19 protein-coding genes are annotated in these 19,220 nt (G+C 57.2%); 12 read left to right on the top strand and 7 right to left on the bottom strand.

Annotation, left to right across the window (positions count from 1 at the left end; all coding sequences use genetic code 11):
• Positions 1 to 14 precede the first annotated feature (14 nt).
• The gene (locus K9U38_RS09685) at positions 15 to 389 is read right to left on the bottom strand and encodes a hypothetical protein (RefSeq protein ID WP_224494127.1); all 375 of its coding nucleotides are present in this window, start codon (positions 387 to 389) and stop codon (positions 15 to 17) included.
• Positions 390 to 402: 13 nt separating this feature from the next.
• Positions 403 to 897: a hypothetical protein gene (locus tag K9U38_RS09680; protein WP_224494126.1), complete on the bottom strand. Its 495-nt coding sequence runs from the start codon at positions 895 to 897 to the stop codon at positions 403 to 405.
• A gap of 141 nt (positions 898 to 1,038) precedes the next feature.
• Between K9U38_RS09680 and K9U38_RS09675 the strand changes: the two genes are divergently transcribed.
• From K9U38_RS09675 to K9U38_RS09655, 5 genes are all read left to right on the top strand, one after another.
• Positions 1,039 to 1,695, top strand: coding sequence for a TetR/AcrR family transcriptional regulator (locus K9U38_RS09675; RefSeq protein ID WP_224494125.1), 657 nt, complete (start codon positions 1,039 to 1,041; stop codon positions 1,693 to 1,695).
• The gene (locus tag K9U38_RS09670; RefSeq protein ID WP_224494124.1) at positions 1,661 to 2,824 is read left to right on the top strand and encodes an isovaleryl-CoA dehydrogenase; all 1,164 of its coding nucleotides are present in this window, start codon (positions 1,661 to 1,663) and stop codon (positions 2,822 to 2,824) included. The genes K9U38_RS09675 and K9U38_RS09670 overlap by 35 nt, the downstream gene beginning before the upstream one ends.
• A gap of 326 nt (positions 2,825 to 3,150) precedes the next feature.
• Positions 3,151 to 4,758 carry a carboxyl transferase domain-containing protein gene (locus tag K9U38_RS09665; protein WP_224494123.1) on the top strand — a complete coding sequence of 536 codons (1,608 nt, stop codon included), beginning with the start codon at positions 3,151 to 3,153 and terminating at the stop codon, positions 4,756 to 4,758.
• 219 nt (positions 4,759 to 4,977) lie between these two features.
• Complete coding sequence (locus K9U38_RS09660; RefSeq protein ID WP_224494356.1) at positions 4,978 to 6,981, top strand: acetyl/propionyl/methylcrotonyl-CoA carboxylase subunit alpha; 2,004 nt, start codon at positions 4,978 to 4,980, stop codon at positions 6,979 to 6,981.
• Between the two features lie 87 nt (positions 6,982 to 7,068).
• Positions 7,069 to 7,596, top strand: coding sequence for a Dps family protein (locus tag K9U38_RS09655; protein WP_224494122.1), 528 nt, complete (start codon positions 7,069 to 7,071; stop codon positions 7,594 to 7,596).
• 183 nt (positions 7,597 to 7,779) lie between these two features.
• Here K9U38_RS09655 and K9U38_RS09650 read toward each other — a convergent pair whose 3' ends face one another.
• Together K9U38_RS09650 and K9U38_RS09645 are read right to left on the bottom strand one after the other, a co-directional pair.
• Positions 7,780 to 8,010, bottom strand: a complete 231-nt coding sequence (locus K9U38_RS09650; RefSeq protein WP_224494121.1) for a hypothetical protein — start codon at positions 8,008 to 8,010, stop codon at positions 7,780 to 7,782.
• A 513-nt stretch (positions 8,011 to 8,523) separates the two neighbouring features.
• Positions 8,524 to 8,790, bottom strand: coding sequence for a sel1 repeat family protein (locus tag K9U38_RS09645; RefSeq protein WP_224494120.1), 267 nt, complete (start codon positions 8,788 to 8,790; stop codon positions 8,524 to 8,526).
• 444 nt (positions 8,791 to 9,234) lie between these two features.
• Between K9U38_RS09645 and K9U38_RS09640 the strand changes: the two genes are divergently transcribed.
• Positions 9,235 to 9,582 (top strand): DUF2147 domain-containing protein, encoded by a 348-nt coding sequence (locus K9U38_RS09640; protein WP_224494119.1) that lies wholly within the window; start codon positions 9,235 to 9,237, stop codon positions 9,580 to 9,582.
• Positions 9,583 to 9,688: 106 nt separating this feature from the next.
• Here K9U38_RS09640 and bla read toward each other — a convergent pair whose 3' ends face one another.
• Entirely contained in the window at positions 9,689 to 10,579 is an 891-nt protein-coding gene (bla, locus tag K9U38_RS09635) for a class A beta-lactamase (RefSeq protein WP_224494118.1), read from the bottom strand.
• A gap of 894 nt (positions 10,580 to 11,473) precedes the next feature.
• Between bla and K9U38_RS09630 the strand changes: the two genes are divergently transcribed.
• Complete coding sequence (locus tag K9U38_RS09630; protein ID WP_224494117.1) at positions 11,474 to 12,292, top strand: chromate resistance protein ChrB domain-containing protein; 819 nt, start codon at positions 11,474 to 11,476, stop codon at positions 12,290 to 12,292.
• A gap of 1 nt (position 12,293) precedes the next feature.
• Positions 12,294 to 13,703 carry a chromate efflux transporter gene (gene chrA / locus K9U38_RS09625; RefSeq protein WP_224494116.1) on the top strand — a complete coding sequence of 470 codons (1,410 nt, stop codon included), beginning with the start codon at positions 12,294 to 12,296 and terminating at the stop codon, positions 13,701 to 13,703.
• Between the two features lie 62 nt (positions 13,704 to 13,765).
• On the opposite strand, the gene K9U38_RS09620 is transcribed toward chrA, so the two are convergent.
• Positions 13,766 to 14,467: a glutathione S-transferase N-terminal domain-containing protein gene (locus tag K9U38_RS09620; RefSeq protein ID WP_224494115.1), complete on the bottom strand. Its 702-nt coding sequence runs from the start codon at positions 14,465 to 14,467 to the stop codon at positions 13,766 to 13,768.
• 178 nt (positions 14,468 to 14,645) lie between these two features.
• On the opposite strand from K9U38_RS09620, the gene K9U38_RS09615 reads away from it, so the two are divergent.
• Together K9U38_RS09615 and K9U38_RS09610 are read left to right on the top strand one after the other, a co-directional pair.
• Positions 14,646 to 14,810 carry a hypothetical protein gene (locus K9U38_RS09615; RefSeq protein WP_224494114.1) on the top strand — a complete coding sequence of 55 codons (165 nt, stop codon included), beginning with the start codon at positions 14,646 to 14,648 and terminating at the stop codon, positions 14,808 to 14,810.
• Positions 14,811 to 14,915: 105 nt separating this feature from the next.
• The gene (locus tag K9U38_RS09610) at positions 14,916 to 16,424 is read left to right on the top strand and encodes an AMP nucleosidase (RefSeq protein ID WP_224494113.1); all 1,509 of its coding nucleotides are present in this window, start codon (positions 14,916 to 14,918) and stop codon (positions 16,422 to 16,424) included.
• A gap of 15 nt (positions 16,425 to 16,439) precedes the next feature.
• Here the strand turns inward: K9U38_RS09610 and K9U38_RS09605 are convergent, their stop codons facing one another.
• Entirely contained in the window at positions 16,440 to 17,204 is a 765-nt protein-coding gene (locus K9U38_RS09605; protein WP_224494112.1) for a VOC family protein, read from the bottom strand.
• A gap of 88 nt (positions 17,205 to 17,292) precedes the next feature.
• Between K9U38_RS09605 and K9U38_RS09600 the strand changes: the two genes are divergently transcribed.
• Together K9U38_RS09600 and K9U38_RS09595 are read left to right on the top strand one after the other, a co-directional pair.
• Entirely contained in the window at positions 17,293 to 17,739 is a 447-nt protein-coding gene (locus tag K9U38_RS09600) for a MarR family winged helix-turn-helix transcriptional regulator (protein ID WP_224494111.1), read from the top strand.
• Between the two features lie 454 nt (positions 17,740 to 18,193).
• Positions 18,194 to 19,201 carry an endonuclease/exonuclease/phosphatase family protein gene (locus K9U38_RS09595; RefSeq protein ID WP_224494110.1) on the top strand — a complete coding sequence of 336 codons (1,008 nt, stop codon included), beginning with the start codon at positions 18,194 to 18,196 and terminating at the stop codon, positions 19,199 to 19,201.
• Positions 19,202 to 19,220 lie beyond the last annotated feature (19 nt).

Raw genomic sequence — 19,220 nt, 5'->3', positions numbered from 1 at the left:
ATCGCCGCCTTTCGCTAAGGTGTAAAATATTTGGCCAAACCCGCCATCGCCAAGACCGCCATGACAAATCCAAGCAAGTGAAGGGTGGTCGGAAGAGTATCGACTCTTCCCTTCAGATAGGACAGGTCATCCATCCTTGCCTTGATACAGGAAATATCCTCCATCCTCCCCTTCAACCAGGCGGCATCCTCTTTCAGAGATGAGAAATCTCCCTTCAGGGAGGACAGGTCATGCTTCAGGAATGAAGCATCGCTGGCAAGCATGTCAAGCTTCCCATCCATTTTCCCAAACGACTTTTCAAGGAATGCGACGCTGTGTTCCATGACGTCAAATGTGCCATCGCCGCCGCCAGACTTCAAGCTGTCCGCTCGCGTGAGCTTCTGGGCCATCGGTCCGGTATTCCTAGCTGTCGCCCTTCAACTTCGCGTTGCACAACTTGTAATAACCGCCGCCTTTGGCGATCCAACGCAAATTACCGAGGGTGCCAGCCTGCTTGTTGGCACGATACTGTTCCAGGCAGGTATGCATGCGTGCCTTCGCCGGCTTTTCGGCGGCGAACCGGGCTGCGACTGACGAAGGAAACGTCGTCTCGCCCGATGCTGGTGAAGTTGCGGCGTCGGACTTCTTCGGCGTTTTTCCCGGTTTGGCTTCCGCTGATTTGGGTTTCGCGTCGGTAGGCTCGCTTACGGCTGAAGCATCAGCTTGTCCAACGGTGCATTGGGTTTTCCGGAACTCGCTCCACGAAACGCCCTCGGCCTGGCCGGCGTTTTGCGCCGCCTTGAACTTCACGCTGCACTCTTTCATGCTCAGAGAATGTGCAGGAAGGACCAGCATCAGTTGCACCAGCATACCTGCAAGAAAAGGCATTGCACGACGGAATAATCGCCTGTCAGACATGAAATCCATCCTGAAAATGAATACTTAAAATGGGTTCTGCTTGGTGATCGTACATGCATTGGCACCCACCTTCCATGCATACCTTCGTCTAGGGGCAAGTCCCATCTTGAATTAATTGAACGTTCGTTTTATTAGGGCCGCATGGCACGAACGACTGGATCAGAAGGCGGAAAGACGCGCAGCGCGATTGACGCGGCAGCAAAGCGGTTGATTGCTCAAATTGGCTACGAGGCGATGTCGATGCGCCATCTGGCCGATGAGGTGGGCTTGCAACCGGCGGCTTTCTATCGCTACTACCCCAACAAGCAGGAACTGCTTTTCTCCCTGATGCACGATCACATGGATCGGCTGCTTGATGCATGGGCCTATGAAAGCCGCAAAGTTCACGAGCCCCTGGAGAGGCTTGCCGCATTCATACGGTTTCACATTTACTACCACATCGAACGCCGCGACGACGTGCACATAGGCAATATGGAACTGCGGAGCCTGGCGCCGGAGAACCGCGCCTTCATCGTCGAGCTGCGTGCCCGGTATGAAAACGGTCTGCGCGACATCCTAGATGATGGCCTGGCCGCTCGCGAGTTCGTTATTGACGACATTGCGCTTACGACACGCGCCATTATTGCAATGACAACCGGCGTAAATGTCTGGTTCCGCGCGGATGACAGGCTTACTGTTGCGGAAGTCGCCGAAAAATATGTCCAGATGGGACTGCGCCTTGTTGGCGCCAAGAAGATCGAGACAGTCAAGACGGGAGGACGAAATGTATCAGACGGGCCTAAGATTCGGACTTTCTGACGAGGTAGAAGCGCTGCGTGATATGGTGCACCGCTTCGCTCAGTCGGAGATCGCGCCGCTGGCGGCGGAGACCGACAGGACCAATCAGTTTCCCATGCATCTGTGGAAGAAAATGGGAGAGCTGGGCCTGCTCGGCATGACGGCAGATCCGGATTTTGGTGGATCCGGCCTTGGCTACCTGGCACATACGATCGCAGTCGAGGAGATTTCGCGCGCGTCTGCCTCTGTCGGCCTTTCCTATGGCGCTCACTCCAATCTCTGCGTCAACCAGATCAATCGTTGGGGCACGGGCGAGCAAAAGGCGAAATACCTGCCCAAGCTCTGCTCTGGTGAACATGTCGGCGCCTTGGCCATGTCCGAGCCTGGCGCAGGATCGGACGTCGTTTCGATGAAGCTGCGTGCGGACAAGAAAAACGACCGTTATGTCCTCAACGGCAACAAGATGTGGATCACCAACGGCCCCGACGCCAGCACGCTGGTCGTCTATGCCAAGACCGATCCCGACGCCGGTTCGCGCGGCATGACGGCATTTCTAATCGAAAAGGAATTTCAGGGCTTCTCGACCGCACAAAAGCTCGACAAGCTGGGCATGCGCGGTTCGAACACCTGCGAGCTCGTGTTCGAGGATTGCGAGGTTCCGTTCGAAAACGTGCTGGGCCAGGAGGGTCAGGGCGTCAAGATATTGATGTCGGGTCTCGACTATGAGCGGGTCGTGCTTGCCGGCGGTCCATTGGGGGTCATGGATGCCTGCCTCGACGTGGTGGTTCCCTATGTGCATGAACGCAAGCAGTTCGGGCAGCCGATCGGCGAGTTCCAGCTGATGCAGGGCAAACTGGCTGACATGTATACGACGGCCAATGCATGCAGGGCCTATGTCTATGCCGTTGCCGCAGCCTGCGACCGGGGCGAGACCACGCGCAAGGACGCTGCCGGCTGTGTACTCTACGCCGCCGAAAAGGCGACGTGGTGCGCACTGGAAGCCATTCAGGCGCTTGGGGGCAATGGCTACATCAATGATTACCCGACAGGACGGCTGCTGCGCGACGCCAAGCTTTATGAAATTGGCGCAGGGACAAGCGAAATCCGGCGCATGCTGATCGGCAGGGAGATGTTTGCCGAAAGCGCATAATGGCATAAAGCAAGGAATAAAAAAGACTTGGTGTTCGACCGTGAACCTGACTGAAATCATCACGTGTTGTGTAGATGCCAATATTGCAGCTTTCGAAGCGCTCGACTTCCTGAATGCGAACGGTATTGTTTTTGCCGATCACAACGAGAATCTGCGCATATTGCCGCACAATTGCGCTCTTCTACCCGCCATAACGGGCTGACTATCGGTGATCGTGCCTGCCTTGCCCTTGCATTACGGGAACGTGCCACCGTCATCACAACCGACCGAGCATGGGCCGATCTTGATATCGGCTGCAAAATTGAAGTGATCCGATAGGAGACCGCATGACCATCCTCACATCCCTGATCAGCACGGGCTCGGAAACATTCACCGCCAATACGGAGCGGATGCGGGCACTGGTGAACGACATAGAGGTGAAGGCGGCGGCGGTCATCAGGGGTGGCACTGACGAAGCGCGCGAACGCCATACCTCGCGTGGCAAGCTCCTGCCGCGCGACCGTCTCGCACAGCTTCTCGATGCGGGTTCACCGTTCCTCGAGATCGGACAGTTCGCGGCCTGGGGCATGTATGATGACAACATCTCGTCTGCCGGCCTGATCGCCGGCATCGGCCGGGTGTCCGGCAAGGAAGTGATGATCGTCGTCAATGATGCGACGGTGAAAGGCGGCACTTACTATCCGCTCACCGTGAAGAAGCATCTGCGCGCGCAGGAGATTGCGCTGCAGAACAACCTGCCCTGCCTCTATCTTGTCGATTCCGGCGGGGCAAACCTTCCCAACCAGGATGAGGTGTTTCCCGACCGGGAGCATTTCGGCCGCATCTTCTACAATCAGGCAAACATGTCTGCGGCAGGTATCCCGCAGATTGCCGTAGTCATGGGATCCTGCACGGCAGGCGGCGCCTATGTGCCAGCCATGTCGGAAGAGACGATCATGGTGAAGGGGCAGGCGACAATCTTTCTTGCGGGTCCTCCGCTCGTCAAGGCAGCGACTGGCGAGGAGGTGACGGCAGAGGATCTGGGTGGCGCGGAGGTGCACACGCGCGAGTCCGGCGTTGCCGATCACTATGCGGTGGACGATACCCATGCGCTCGCCATTGCCCGCCGCATCGTCGCAAACCTGAATCGAAAGAAGGAGATAGACCTCGACCTTCGCAAAGTGATTCCGCCGCTTTACGATCCACGTGAACTTTATGGCATCGTCCCGACCGACCTTCGCCAGCCCTATGATGTGCGTGAACTGATCGCCCGCATTGTCGACGGCTCGGAGTTCGACGAGTTCAAGCAGAACTATGGAACGACGCTGGTGACAGGCTTTGCCCATCTCTATGGCATGCCGGTCGGCATCATTGCCAACAATGGCGTGCTGTTCTCCGAGAGCGCGCTCAAGGGAACGCATTTCATTGAACTGTGCACGCAGCGCGGCATTCCCCTCGTCTTCCTGCAGAACATCACCGGCTTCATGGTCGGGCGCTCCTATGAGGCGCGCGGCATCGCCAAGGATGGCGCAAAGCTGGTAACCGCCGTTGCGACGGCTCGGGTACCGAAAGTGACGATGATCGTGGGCGGCTCGTTCGGCGCGGGAAACTACGGCATGTGCGGACGCGCCTTCTCACCGCGCTTCCTGTGGATGTGGCCCAATGCGCGCATCTCAGTCATGGGCGGTGAACAGGCCGCCACCGTGCTGGCACTGGTCAAGCGCGAAGGTATCGAACGCAAGGGCGGGCAATGGTCGGCTTCCGAAGAAACCGCGTTCCGGGCGCCGATCCTGGAAAAATATGAGCGCGAGGGTCATCCGCTCTATTCCTCGGCGCGGCTCTGGGACGACGGTATCATCGATCCGGCAAAGAGCCGTGAGGTTCTGGCGCTTTCGCTGTCCGCCGCGCTCAACGCGCCGGTAGAGGAAACGCGCTTCGGCACGTTCAGGATGTGATGATGATGAGCATTGTATCGCCCAGGCGCCAAGTCTCTCCGCACCTCAACTGCAAGCTGTTCGACAAGCTCACCATGAGGGATGTGGGAATTTGCCATAGGCCAGAACCAGCAAGCCAACACACCATGCTTGCAAAGCAGCAACTCTCCTAATGGTGATCTTGTCGAACCACGCGCAGGGCAGATGCCGAACCAGCGAGAAGCAAAACCAATGACGAAAATGTTCTCCAGAATTCTGATTGCCAATCGCGGAGAGATCGCCTGCCGCGTCATTCGCACCGCACAGAAGATGGGCATCAGCACCATTGCCGTCTATTCGGAGGCAGATGCCCATGCTCTGCACGTGGCCATGGCAGACGAAGCCGTCTACATCGGCCCTTCGCCCGTCACCGACAGTTATCTGCGTGCCGATCACATCATCGCCGCCGCGCTCCAGACCGGCGCCGAAGCCATTCATCCGGGCTATGGCTTCCTTTCTGAAAACCCTGGTTTTGTCGACGCCGTGGTGAAGGCCGGACTGGTATTCATCGGCCCTTCGGCGGACTCCATCCGGGCCATGGGTCTGAAGGACGCGGCCAAGCGCCTGATGGAAAAGGCGGGGGTGCCGGTTGTGCCCGGCTATCATGGGGAAGCGCAGGAACTCGTCGTGCTTGCTTCGAAGGCACGCGAGATCGGCTACCCCGTCCTGATCAAGGCGCGTGCCGGCGGCGGCGGCAAGGGAATGCGCAAGGTCGATGATCCGGATGATTTCGCCGAAGCACTCGGCAGCGCACGCCGGGAGGCGAAAAGCGCCTTTGGTGACGACAGGGTGCTGGTCGAAAAATACATCGCCAAACCCCGCCATATCGAAGTGCAGGTGTTTGGCGACAATCATGGCAACGTGGTGCATCTGTACGAGCGTGATTGCTCGCTGCAGCGGCGGCACCAGAAGGTGATCGAGGAAGCCCCTGCCCCCGGCATCACGGCAGAGGTGCGCGCGGCGATGACCAGCGCCGCGGTGAAGGCTGCCCAGGCCATCAATTATTCCGGCGCCGGCACGATTGAGTTCATTGTCGATGCAACGGAGGGGCTGAAACCCGATCGCTTCTGGTTCATGGAAATGAACACGCGGCTGCAGGTCGAGCATCCAGTGACGGAGATGATTACCGGCCTTGATCTTGTCGAATGGCAATTGCGCGTCGCCGCGGGCGAAAAGCTGCCTCTTTCACAGAAACAGATACCGCTGAATGGCCACGCCATGGAGGCGAGGCTTTATGCGGAGGATCCATCAAAGAGCTTCCTGCCAGCCATCGGCACGCTGCACCATCTGGCGTTTCCTGCGGCCGTCATGGACGGGCTGGTACGCATCGAGACCGGCGTGAGGACCGGCGATACGATCTCGCCCTATTACGATCCGATGATTGCCAAGCTGGTGGTCCATGGAAACGACCGCGCCGCAGCACTCGCGGCGATGGAAAGCGCCCTGCTTGAGACTGAAATCGCCGGAACCACGACCAATGCGCGGTTCCTTGCGGCCCTGATCCGCGATGATGGCTTTGCAACCGGCGACGTCGATACGGGTCTGATCGACCGCAATCTTGCCGCACTCACTGTGCCGGCGGCAGTCGATGCCGGGGCAAGGGAACTTGCCATTCTGTTCGCAAGCGATCTGTTGAGGAAACCCTCGCTGGTCGACCCGTGGACAGCTATGCGCGGCTATAGCCATAACAGCAACCTGGCATATCCGGTGGTTCTCGAAGATAGCGGCGGTACAGTCCGCTATGGTGTTACCGTTTTGGGCGACGATCGCTACGCCATCAGCGGTCCCGGAATTGCAACTGAACTGCGCGTACGGCACGAGCCGTCGAGCTGGCATGTCACCGGAAAAGGCATCAATTTCAGGGCCAAGGCGATAACCTTGCCGCATGGGATCGCGATAATTTCCAAGGGCGCAGCCGCGACTTTCACCGTTGCCGACCCATTCCTGCTGGCTGAAGCGGCCGGCCATAGCGGCGACCGGCTAGCTGCTCCCATGCCGGGTCTGGTGAAATCGGTTCGTGTTGCCGCGGGCGACACGGTCAAGAAGGGCCAGATCCTGCTGGTGCTCGAAGCGATGAAAATGGAACACTCCATCACCGCGCCACATGATGGCAAGATCGCGGAAATCGTTACCGAGAGCATGCAGGTCAAAGAAAACACAGCGCTGGTTCGGTTCGAAGAAGCCGCTCTGCCCGATGGGCGCTAGAATTGCGAACTGGCTGTGGTAGGAATATGCGACGCCGTCCTTCCCGGCGCCGCAGTCGAAGAAATTCCCGTCATCGAGGAGACCGACATGGCTCAAAAATCCCTGAAAACCATCAAACGTGGACCAACCGCGACGCCGAGCGATCTCGGTAGCAATGCAACGAAGGACATCGCGGGAGCAGTCAACGCTTTGCTCGCAGATACATTTGCTCTTTACATGAAGACGAAGAATTTCCATTGGCACATGAGCGGTCCGCATTTCCGGGACTATCACCTGCTGCTGGACGAACAGGCCGAACAGATTTTCGACATGACGGATGTGCTGGCCGAAAGGGTGCGCAAGATTGGCGGTACGACACTGAAGTCGATCGGACAGATTTCGGCTCAGCAGCGAATACTGGACAACGATGCCAATTTTGTAACGCCAGAGGACATGCTTGCAGAACTGCGCGACGACACCAGGAGCTTCATCGGCTATCTGCGCCAGGTTCATGAACTGTGCAGCGAGCACGGCGATAGCGCCACGACCAGTATCCTCGAGAACTACATCGATGAATCAGAGCGCCGGCACTGGTTCCTGTTCGAGTCCACACGCGTCGGACCGGCGAGCGTATAAACAAACCATTGGCAAAGAGCAGAACTCCAGCCCGCCTGGCTGGGGTTCCAGTGCCCCATGAATCTCAACGATTTGATTTGCTGTCTTCGCTTCTGACACGGCACGTCGAACGCTTGCGGAGCAGCCGGGCTGCGCAACGACGTGCTGCCCTGGCGCTATTGTAGAAGCCTTGACCTGAGCCGGTCAGTCGTTGGCCCTGGTCATTCGCGCCTTTTGATTGACAGTATCGGTTATGACTGCTTCCACGGCGGAAATGTTCAACGCCAGGGTGGCGATTTTCTTCAATGTATTGTTGTCCGGGAATGCTTTTGCCTTGGCAGACAATAGTACCAGCTGCTTCTGAGCGTCCGTTAATCGCGACAGCAATTCTTCAAGATCGTCCAGCATATTTTTCCCGCCTTCATCAAGAATCATGCGACTTCAATAATTGTTTGTTTAATTGATATCTTTCCGCCCGCAAACCAGAAATTTGACAAAGCACAACGATGTCGTCGCAGCAAATCCCGTTCAATCCGCGATGTTATGATTGCCAACAATGCTGCAGGAACAGTACACTCACCAAGCAAGTTCATTGCTGCCAATTCGATAAAATTTTAATTTATTTGGAATCATTCCTTGGGCCATCAACAACAACATCCAGTGCTGTTCAGTACCTTTGCTGCGCAATCAACGGAGTACCGATTCTGCAACGATAGACGAAGTGGCCGTGATTACATATACCCACGGTTGTATATTATTATAAAATCTAACTTTGATTGCATCCCGTGCTGGGATGGCGCAGATGCAATGTTATGGGACGGCAGCCTGATAAGCCAATATTGTCCGAAGACCGTCGAGTTTACGCTCAGGACGCGCAAAACGCAGCCACATGGACCAGGCGACAAGCAATGCCCCGTAGCCGATCCTGATCGGCCGTGGTACGCGTCCTCAGTGGGATGTCATCCACTCGCGCGCGTCGCGAAGTGCGGCTGCTAGATCGGCCTTGGACATGGATTGTGCGAGTTCAGCCCGCAATTCAGCGGCCCGCTCGCTACCCTTGATCGCGGCAATATTGAACCACTTGTGCGCAGCCACGAGATCGACAGCACAATCGCGGCCGGTCGCATACATGATGCCCATTTCGAAGAGAATATCCGTCTGCGCCGAACCGCCGGCATGACCGGAATCAATGTGTTGAAGATCAAAGCGTGCCATTGTGCCAAACCCCTTGTTGAACCAAAATTCGCAACTTACGAAAGCCCTGTCAGACTTCTGAGAACCGCCTTGTTTGTTTGCTTTGGCGTGCTCTTTCGATGCTTTCGAGAATGACGCAGAGGCTTGAAATTGCTGTTAAGGGGAATGCTTAATCCAAGCCCAACAAAACAAAAACAACTCGTAAACTTCGGAATTCATTAAATATAATCCCCCAGCATTTGCGGGCATTTGGCGAAAATTCGCCTAAAATGCCTTTCAGGGATTTCAAGTCTTTGATAACCAAAGAAGAGTTTACCATTGGCACCGGCGCTACCCGAACGCGGCTGCCGACATCACTCGTCATCCACCAGGACCAGACGGATACCCCTTTATTTCCAAGCCCTTTTCAATTACGTTTACGTTTGCGTAAGACAGGCGATCAAGCGCCTTATTCGGGAGGAATAGATGAAACGCATATTGTTGCTGGCATGCACCGGCTTTGTTCTTTTGGCGGGCCCTGCCTTGGCCGAAGAGCCCATTGTCGGTTCCTGGAAGCGGCCGAACGGCACCATCATTCAATACACGTCCTGTGGCGGCGACACCTATTGCGGCACCGTCATGACTGGCGAATACAAGGGCAAATCCATCGGCTCGATGTCGGGCAAGGATGGTGCCTACAAGGGAAAGGTCAACAAGCTCGACGAGGGCAAGACCTATAATGGCAAGGCAAGTGTCAGCGGCAGCACACTTTCATTGTCCGGTTGTGTCATGGGCGGCCTCATCTGCAAGAGCGAAAGCCTCACCCGTCAATAATCAAACAATCGAACCCGGACGATCGCTTGTCGGCCGGTCCGGGCTCTTTTCGCTGCGCGCACAGCGTTCGTGTCGTCCTGTGACGTATCGAGGGATCGTTGAGCACCTATATGTTCTCGGCGACCAATGCGGCCACCTTCTTGTGGATGGTATTGCGGCTATCAGCTGTGCCTTTGGGATCGTAAAGATAGACGGCAAGGAGCAACGGCTTGCGGTCGTCCGGCCAGATGACTGCGATATCGTTCGCCATACCACTTTCGCTGGTGCCGGTCTTGTCGCCGACGCTCCAATCGGCCGGCAGACCGGCGCGCAGGCGCTTGTCTCCCGTCTTGTTGCCCAGCAACCACTCGATCAGTTGATCGCGGGATGATTTCGATAACGCATCACCGAGCACGGTCTTCTGCATGTCTTTCAAGATAGCCGCCGGGGTAATCGTATCGCGCGGGTCGCCCGGCCTGGCTTCATTGAGTTCCGTCTCCCACCTGTCGAGCCTGAAGGTTGCATCGCCAAGGCCGCGTGCGTATCCGGTCAGCCCCTTCGGACCACCCAGACTGTCAAGGATGAGGTTGCCCGCCGTATTGTCGCTGAGGGTAATGGCGGCCTCGCAAAGAGCCTCCAGCGACATGCTCTTGCCGGCATTCTTTTCCGTTGCCGGAGAATTGGCGAGAATGTCGCTCTCCTTTACCAGAACCATCCGGTGAAGCTCGTCTTGCTTCCGATCGACCCGGGCCAGAACCGCCGCTGCGGCCAGGAACTTGAAAGTACTGCACATGGCGAAACGCTCATTCTCCCGATAACCAATGTAAACGTCGCTGCCTGTATCGTGCGCCGACACGCCAAGCCGCGCACCGGAGTTCTCTTCGAGCGATTTGAAGGCGGCCGTCAGATCGACCCGGTTAACGGGCGCAGCAGCTGTTGATCTCATCGGCAGGATCAAAGCTGGAACAGCGAGCATCGATCCAATCAGGGCACCGCGGCGCGTGATATCACCAGCCATTTTCTTATCTCCCTCTCTGAGGACAATTGCCAAGAATCTCTCTGGCTCAGGCTTGGCTCCGAAGTGGTGCTTTCCATGGAAAATTTGTGACCAAAAGGAGCGTCACGGGGATTTGACATTACGAACCTGCGTCGGCGGTCTGGCACCAGCCGCGGCGGAAGCACAGCATTTGTAAGCGCTGGTGCGAGTGAGCCCTGCTTGGCGCGGCGAAGCGCGAACGCGTGAAAAGCGGCAATTCAATCGATTAGACTAAGGTCTAATTGTGGGAATATGCGATTTCGGCTATTTATCAGCTTTCAGCGTGAAGTCATTTTTAAGGTGTCGAATATTGAAGCATTTTATCCTGCTGTTGTTGGACTACTAGAGGTAACCGGTCGCTTGTGTGTCAACCCTCCCAGCACACAAAGTCTAAAAATAGTTCCGGGAGATCAGGAGTAAGAGCGGCCAACCGCTTTGAATTCTACGGTGAACCCGGACGTGTGTTTGTCTGGGCCAAGCCGAGGCAGCAGGACCCAAAGGCCCGAGCAGATCCTTCGCTGGTTACGGGCACGGGGCAGTCGTGGTAGTCCCTCCACGGCTGCCCTTTTTCGTTCTCATGGCTCTATTGCCAAGCTGACGTTGTGATTAGTTGCGTTCCTCATGCCGTGCCGGACCAAGTTCGTCTGCCGAGTTGGGTCCGAGACACAGGCGTGAGCCATTTCGCACCCTTGCAGAGGCCGCAACAATTCAATGTCGCATTGATCGACTTTCTCGCAAGGGTCTCTTAGGGCGCGGGTTTGCTTGACATAATTCCGTTTCCTGACAATCTTATGTTCATGGGGGTTGCGATCTCCCCACGAGGCGTCATGCCCAAGTATCGCGTCCAACAAACCGACACCAACGGAGGGACGCGACATGTCTTCGACCACGACTATCTCACCTGAAAAACTGGCACGGCTGGTGGGGACACCCGCGTGCCCGGTTCTTGTCGATGTCCGTATCGACGCAGATTACATTCTGGATCCGCAATTGATCCCTGGCGCCCGTCGACGTTCCCATCAGGACATCGAGTCCTGGATGCCAGCGCTTGCGGGCAAACGCGCAATCATCATCTGTCAGCAGGGCAAGAAACTGAGCGAGGGAACGGCAGCCCTCTTGCGCTATAACGGCGTACCGGCGGAAACGCTGGATGGAGGATTTGAGGCCTGGGCCGCGGCAAGCCTGCCACTGGTCCCCGTATCACGCCTGCCTGCGCTCGACCAGAAGGGCCGGACAGTCTGGGTGACCCGTGCACGCCCGAAGATCGACAGGATCGCGTGCCCGTGGCTCATCCGCCGCTTCGTGGATCCAGAAGCAGTCTTCCTGTTCGTGACACCGGGCGAAGTCGAAGCCGTTGCAGATCGGTTCAATGGCGCCGCTTTCGATATCGAGAATGTGTTCTGGAGCCACCGTGGCGAACTTTGCACCTTCGACGTGATGATCGAAGAATTCGGCCTCACATCCGTCCCGCTATCCAGGCTCGCGACCATCGTCCGGGGAGCCGATACCGCCCGGCCCGACCTTGCACCTGAGGCGCCGGGTCTGCTGGCAGCATCGCTTGGTCTGTCACGAATGTATGCGGACGATCTCGAACAGCTCGAGGCAGGCATGACGCTATATGACGCATTCTATCGGTGGTGCCGTGATGCCACGGAGGAAACACACAACTGGCCCAACCGGAAATCCGGAGCGTAACATGTCCGATCTTGCGAGCCGTCAAACCGGAAACCCGGTCGTAGCAGGGGGCCAACACGGCATTTCCTTCGGCGAGGCACTGCGCGTATGGGTGCGCATCGCCTCGCTGAGTTTTGGCGGCCCAGCCGGGCAGATCGCTGTCATGCACCGCATTCTGGTCGACGAGAAACGCTGGATCGGCGAGAACCGGTTCCTGCATGCCCTGAACTACTGCATGCTGTTGCCTGGCCCTGAGGCACAGCAACTGGCCATCTATATCGGTTGGCTCCTGCACCGGACGAAGGGGGGTCTTGCCGCCGGCATCCTGTTTGTACTTCCGGGATTTCTGGCGATACTCGGGCTGAGCTACGTCTATGTCCTGTTCGGGACTGTCGGGCTGGTCGAAGGCCTGTTCTTCGGGCTGAAGGCCGCCGTTCTCGCCGTCGTGCTGCAGGCGGTCGAACGAATCAGCAAGCGGGCGCTCAAGAACAACGCAATGATGCTGATCGCCGTTGCGGCCTTCCTCGCCATCTTTGCCTTTCATGTGCCGTTTCCATTGATCATCGTGACAGCGGCTATTGTCGGCTATGTGGGGGGCAGAGCAGGTTCGCCGCTTTTTCAGGTCGGTGGCGGTCATGGTGCCTCCCGTCCCGGGCTTGCAGACCGGGACTCTGCGCTCGGTGAAGAAGCGCCGGCCCATGCCCGCCCCAACCTTTCCTGGTCGTTGAAAGTATCGTGGATTTTGCTTTTTCTTTGGCTGGCGCCCGTTGCCGCGATCTACGTCTTCATGGGCCCTGACAGCGTCTTCAGCCAGATCGGGATTTTCTTCAGCAAGATGGCGATGGTGACATTCGGCGGCGCCTATGCGGTGCTTTCCTACGTGGCACAACAGGCGGTGGAACACTACGGATGGCTTCGACCCGGCGAAATGCTCGACGGACTCGGCATGGCGGAGACGACACCCGGGCCATTGATCATGGTGGTGCAATTCGTCGGATTTGTTGGCGCATTCCGCGACCCGGGCCCCCTGTCGCCAATGATGGCAGCTACACTCGCTTCCATCCTGACGACGTGGGTAACCTTCGTTCCCTGTTTCCTCTGGATATTCCTGGGCGCGCCTTTCATCGAAAGGCTACGCAACAACCCGGCATTGACCGGCGCGATGTCGGCCATTACCGCGGCGGTGGTGGGTGTGATCATGAACCTGGCGGTGTGGTTCGCAACACACGTGATCTTTAGCGAAGTCATTGAGTGGTACGGTTTTGGGGTCACGCTGGACATACCGGTTCCGGCGTCGATCAACATCGCCTCACTCGTGCTGACCGTTGCCGCAATCCTAGCCATCTTCCGGTTCAATGCGGGGATGATCCAGACGCTGGCGGCCTGTTCGCTAGCGGGTATTGCCTGGCATTTTGTCGGCGACATGGCCTAGGTCAACCGGCCGCTGGATCTCCCTCCGCATGAAGCGGAAGGGGATCCATGCGCTGCCGTACCTTAACGCGCCCGCTGGCCAAACAGTATCTTCTTGGCCTCTTCATCATTGGCAATGTTGCGTCGCTCTTCCTTGCCGAGCTCAAGACCACGCTGCACTGCCGGACGGGCACTCATCGTCTCGAACCAGCGCTTCAGATTGGGAAAATCGTTGAGATCCTGGCCTTGGTTCGCATGCGGCACCACCCATCCAAAGGATGCCATGTCGGCGATCGAATAGCGGCCGGCCAGATATTCGAGACCGTCGAGACGGCGATTCATCACACCGTAGAGCCGGTTGACCTCATTTGTATAACGATTAATGCCATACTCGATCTGTTCCGGCGCATATTGGCGGAAGTGGTGGGCCTGTCCCGCCATTGGACCGAGGCCGCCCACCTGCCAGAACAGCCACTCCTCGACCGCCACCCGGGAGCGCTCATCCTGCGGATAGAACTTGCCGAACTTGCGTCCGAGATATTGCAGGATTGCACCGGATTCGAAAACGGAAATCGGCTCGCCATCCGGCCCCTCGGGGTCAATGATGGCAGGCATGCGATTGTTCGGCGCAATCTTGAGGAATGAAGGCTCAAATTGATCGCCCTTGCCGATATTGACCAGCTTCAGCACATAAGGAACGCCGAGTTCCTCCAGCATGATGGAAATCTTCCAACCGTTGGGTGTCGGCCAGTAATAGAGCTCAATCGGCTTGGTTTGGCTTGTCATTGCAGTCTCCTTGGGAGGGGGATGGTCTGGAGAACATAGGTCACCGACTGCGGACGACAAGTGCAGCAATACCGATTGTTGAATGACAGATGAACAAGCATCTCAGCTTTGGTTCAGCGCGCCTCGCCTATCGTCCCTGCATCTCAGCACCCGATCCCGGCGAGGAAAGCGAAGAGCCATGCTACAATCGACCACAAATCTGTCGCTGCTTTTTTTGCGAGCCCTGATCTTCTCGGCAATTCTCGTAGGCCCTGTTGTCGCGTTTGCCGCGAGCTACGAAGGCCGCGCCCCATCCAATGGCGGCATTGGCCTTGTGCTGCTCGTGAGCCTGCAAAGGGTTTAAGCACGGAATTGACGATATTGTCGTCAGTCGAGGATTCTACCAGTTCTGTTCGCAAAACGTGTCCGGGTGCTTTTCAACTGTCACCCGTAATCACTATATTGTGGTATGGACAAGAGAGTCGGAACCAGAAAACCCATCACCATCAGCATGCCGCGTCATGTTGATCCCGAAGAATTCACGGATGCCAAAGCTGCCGTTGAAGCCTTGAGCGCGCTCTATGAGCGCAACACGCAGTTCCTGCGCGATGCCTTTGACAAGGTGGCCAAGGGCGAAGCTCAAGACACCACACATTTTCGCGCATTCTATCCTGAGGTTCGGCTATCGACATCCAGCTATGCGCAGATCGATTCGCGCCTGGCCTTCGGTCATGTATCGGCGCCCGGTCAGTATGCCGCTACGATCACGCGGCCGGATCTCTTCGGCCACTACCTCGAAGAACAGATCAGGCTTCTCATCCGCAATCACGGTCATCCTGTCACGGTCCAGGAGTCGACGACGCCCATTCCCATCCACTTCGCGTTCCTCGAAGGCACTTATGTGGAATCGTCTGTCGCCGATGCATTCACCCGGCCACTACGGGATCTGTTCGACGTGCCGGATCTCAACGCCACTGACGATCGCATTGTCAACGGCGAATACGAGACCGACGACTTGGACAGTATCATGCCGCTGTCGCCCTTCACCGCCCAGCGCGTTGACTATTCGCTGCACCGGTTGTCCCATTACACGGCGACACGGCCGAGGCATTTCCAGAATTATGTGTTGTTTACCAACTACCAGTTCTACATCGACGAATTCTGCGCGCTTGCGCGCAGACTCATGGGTGAAGGCGGCGGCGGGTATGAACGCTTCATCGAGCCTGGCAACCTGATCACAGAGGCAGGAGATGACAAGCCCTCCTCCGGTGTGCCGCTGGGCCGTCTGCCACAGATGCCCGCCTACCACCTTGCTCGCAGCGACAGTTCGGGCATCACCATGGTCAATATCGGCGTCGGCCCTTCCAACGCGAAGACAATCACCGACCATATTGCCGTCCTGCGGCCGCATGCCTGGCTGATGCTCGGCCATTGTGCAGGTCTGCGCAATACCCAGGCGCTGGGCGACTATGTGCTTGCCCACGCCTATGTGCGCGAAGACCATGTTCTGGACGACGACCTGCCTGTCTGGGTGCCGATACCGGCGCTGGCCGAAGTGCAGGTGGCGCTCGAACTGGCCGTTGCAGAAATAACCGGCCTCGAAGGTTACGACCTCAAGCGCATCATGCGTACGGGCACAGTTGCGACGATCGATAACCGCAATTGGGAATTGCGCGACCAGCGTGGACCGGTAAAGCGGCTGTCCCAGTCGCGGGCCATTGCGCTCGACATGGAATCGGCGACGATCGCGGCAAATGGTTTCCGCTTTCGCGTTCCCTATGGGACCCTGTTGTGCGTTTCCGACAAGCCCCTGCATGGCGAACTGAAGCTGCCGGGCATGGCTACGGAATTCTACAAACGGCAGGTGGCGCAGCACTTGCAGATCGGTATTCGCGCGCTGGAGAAACTCGCTGAAATGCCACCCGAGAAACTGCATTCGCGCAAGCTGCGCAGCTTTTTCGAGATGGCATTTCAATAGGTTCAGACATTTACCTCAGCTGCGAGGACCAACCAGACAGAACACGGCGCCCTGTGGATCCTGGCATTGCAGGATCCACGCATCTCCCGGTACCTCTTGCGGTCCGAAGAGGATTTGGCCGCCTTTGCTTTTCACGCGATCTTCTGCTGCGGTGATGTTGTCAACGCAGAAGTAAAACTGCCAGTTCGGTGGACTTGCAGGGTCCTGGCTGTTCATCATGCCGCCAATTGCATCGCCACCAGCGGCGAAGAGTTGGTAGGTGCCCATGGGTCCCATGTCCATCGCCTGATCCTTGGTCCAGCCAAACAGCTTTGAATAGAACGTGAAGGCGTTTTCCCAGTTGCTTGAGTTGAGTTCGTGCCAGCCGATCGTCCCGGGCGTTGGGGGCTTGGGGCTATCGGGTTGCTCGCCTGAGGGCTGGAACAACTGGAACGGCGCGCCTTGCGGGTCGGCGACCGCTGCAAACCTGCCAATGTTGGGAATATCGTCGGGCTCGCGCAGTACCTTTCCCCCCAGCTCCTTCAACTGTGCCGTCTTGGCATCGATATCGTCCGTCCAGATAATGCCTGACCATGCTGGCTTCATGTCTGCGCCACAGCTTTCGGGTATTGCCATCAGACCGGCAACCGGGGCCTGGTTCACGGTAAGCAGGGTATATTGCATGTCGGGATTCCCGGCATCCTGGGCATCCCAGCGAACAACTCCCCTGTAGAATTGTTCAGCTGCTTGCGCATCGCTGGTCAGCAGCTCGTACCAGATGAAATTAGCAGGATTACTCATGATGACTCCTCCTCTTCGTGAGTTCCGACTGTACCGAAAGCTAGTGATTGAATATTGACATTTACGTTGATATCAACATAAATATGATATGTCAAAGACGATCTCGGTGCCTTACGAAACCACCATTCATATTCGAGACGCCTGCATGTGCCTTGCCGTCCAGCGAGCAGCGCGTGCCCTGGCGCGGCGTTTTGATGATGCCATGCGCCCATACGATCTGACGAATGGCCAGTTTTCGCTGCTGATGTCACTCAACCGACCCAAGCCGCCCAATCTCAGCTCCGTAGCGTCGCTGCTTGCGATGGATCGCACCACCCTCACCGCCGCGCTCAAGCCGCTGGAACGCCGGGGTCTCGTGACAGTCACGCCCGATCCGGCGGACAGGCGTGGCCGGCTAATGGCCCTGACAACGAAGGGTATGCGACTGCTTACCGATGTCACCCCGATCTGGAAGAGCACCCATGGCGAACTGGAAAAGCAGCTTGGGCCCGGCGAGCACGATCAACTACTGGGCAGCCTGAGGAAGGTCTTGTGATAGCTCCCACAGTATGCAACGAAAGTTGAGCATGCTGCGACTTGGTAAATCAGGACCAGGTGATATATTCCATTTGGAGTGAGGGGCGAGCTTTCGCCCGTCCCTCGTTTTCTGATTATGAATATCGAACCCGATGCAGATTGACCAGCTGATCCGGGTTCTTTTAGCGTCAGAGCGATACTAAACGGCAAATGCCGCATTTCTCACCTCAATGTTTCTAAGGCAAGGCTGATGCCGCAGTTGGGGAGCCCATCACCCCCATTACACCGCTGGCTCGGTGCTGCTGCTCTTACTCTCAAAAACCATCCAACTCATGGCTCGAGTTATCATTCGCGACAACGAATACAGGGTTGCAAATTATTGGGCGAGCCAGTTGCCGGGTTGTCCCGCTGCCTGAAAATCCTTGAAATTCACCATCTTGATTGCGGCGCAATTGCAGGTTTAATGCGAGGTCATGACGACTGACAAACGCTCCTGGTTGAAACTCGCTGCGGTACTGCTTCCGATCCTGTTTTCGGTGCCGCTTGTGCTCGGTTTTTTCGGCTCAGTTCACCCGGCGCTCGACGCTTTTGCGCATTTCCGCTTGCACCTGGCTGTGCTGATGGCCCTCTCCGCAATCCCGGCCATGCTTTTCGGTCTATGGCGGGAAGGATTGATGGCGGTCGTACTGGCGCTGACCGCGATTGCAACCATTGTCGTGCCCTCCCCGTCGCCCTCCGCGGAGGCCGAGGCAGCAGCGGCTGCACCTGCCAGCCTTCCCGAATACAAGCTGATGCAGCTCAATTTGCGCTACAATAATCGCACGCCGACCGAAGTCATTCGGATGATTGCCCGGGAGGCCCCCGATGTCATGACCTTGCAGGAAGTTTCCAACGACTGGCGGCCACGACTGAAGGCGATCGAGGCGCGCTATCCCTACACGCTCTACTGTCCCAACCGGAGCCGTATCGGCGGCGTGGCCATTCTGTCACGTCGGCCGTTCGCACTCGGCACCACGCCCCAATGTGTCGGCAGCCTCATCGGCTTGGCCCGCATTGATTTCGGCGGGCGCAGCGCCATCATCACAGCGCTTCATCTCGACTGGCCCTGGCCCTATTCGCAACCGCGCAACGTCAAGACGCTCCAACAATATTTCGAACGTTTGGAGGGGCCGATGATCATTGCGGGTGATTTCAATGCCGCTGCCTGGAGCCAGACAGTCAAGAACATCACGGCAGCGAGCAGGACGCGGTCAGTCGAGGGCCTGCGTCCAAGCTGGTTCGCCATAGGCATGCCGGATATCGTGACGCGGTTCATCGGCCTGCCGCTAGATCACATCCTGACCTCGGACAAGATCGTCAATCCGCGGGTCGAAACGCTGCCTCGTGCGGGATCTGATCACGTTCCGATGCTTTTGCGTTTTTCCATAGGCGCAATGGATGATGTTGGCCCCGATCAGCAGACAGTACTGCTGAAAGACTGATTGGTGTCGCAAGGATGCC

Source organism: Phyllobacterium lublinensis (assembly GCF_020164435.1).
Classification (GTDB): domain Bacteria; phylum Pseudomonadota; class Alphaproteobacteria; order Rhizobiales; family Rhizobiaceae; genus Phyllobacterium; species Phyllobacterium lublinensis.
This window is presented reverse-complemented; position numbering and strand designations above follow the sequence as displayed.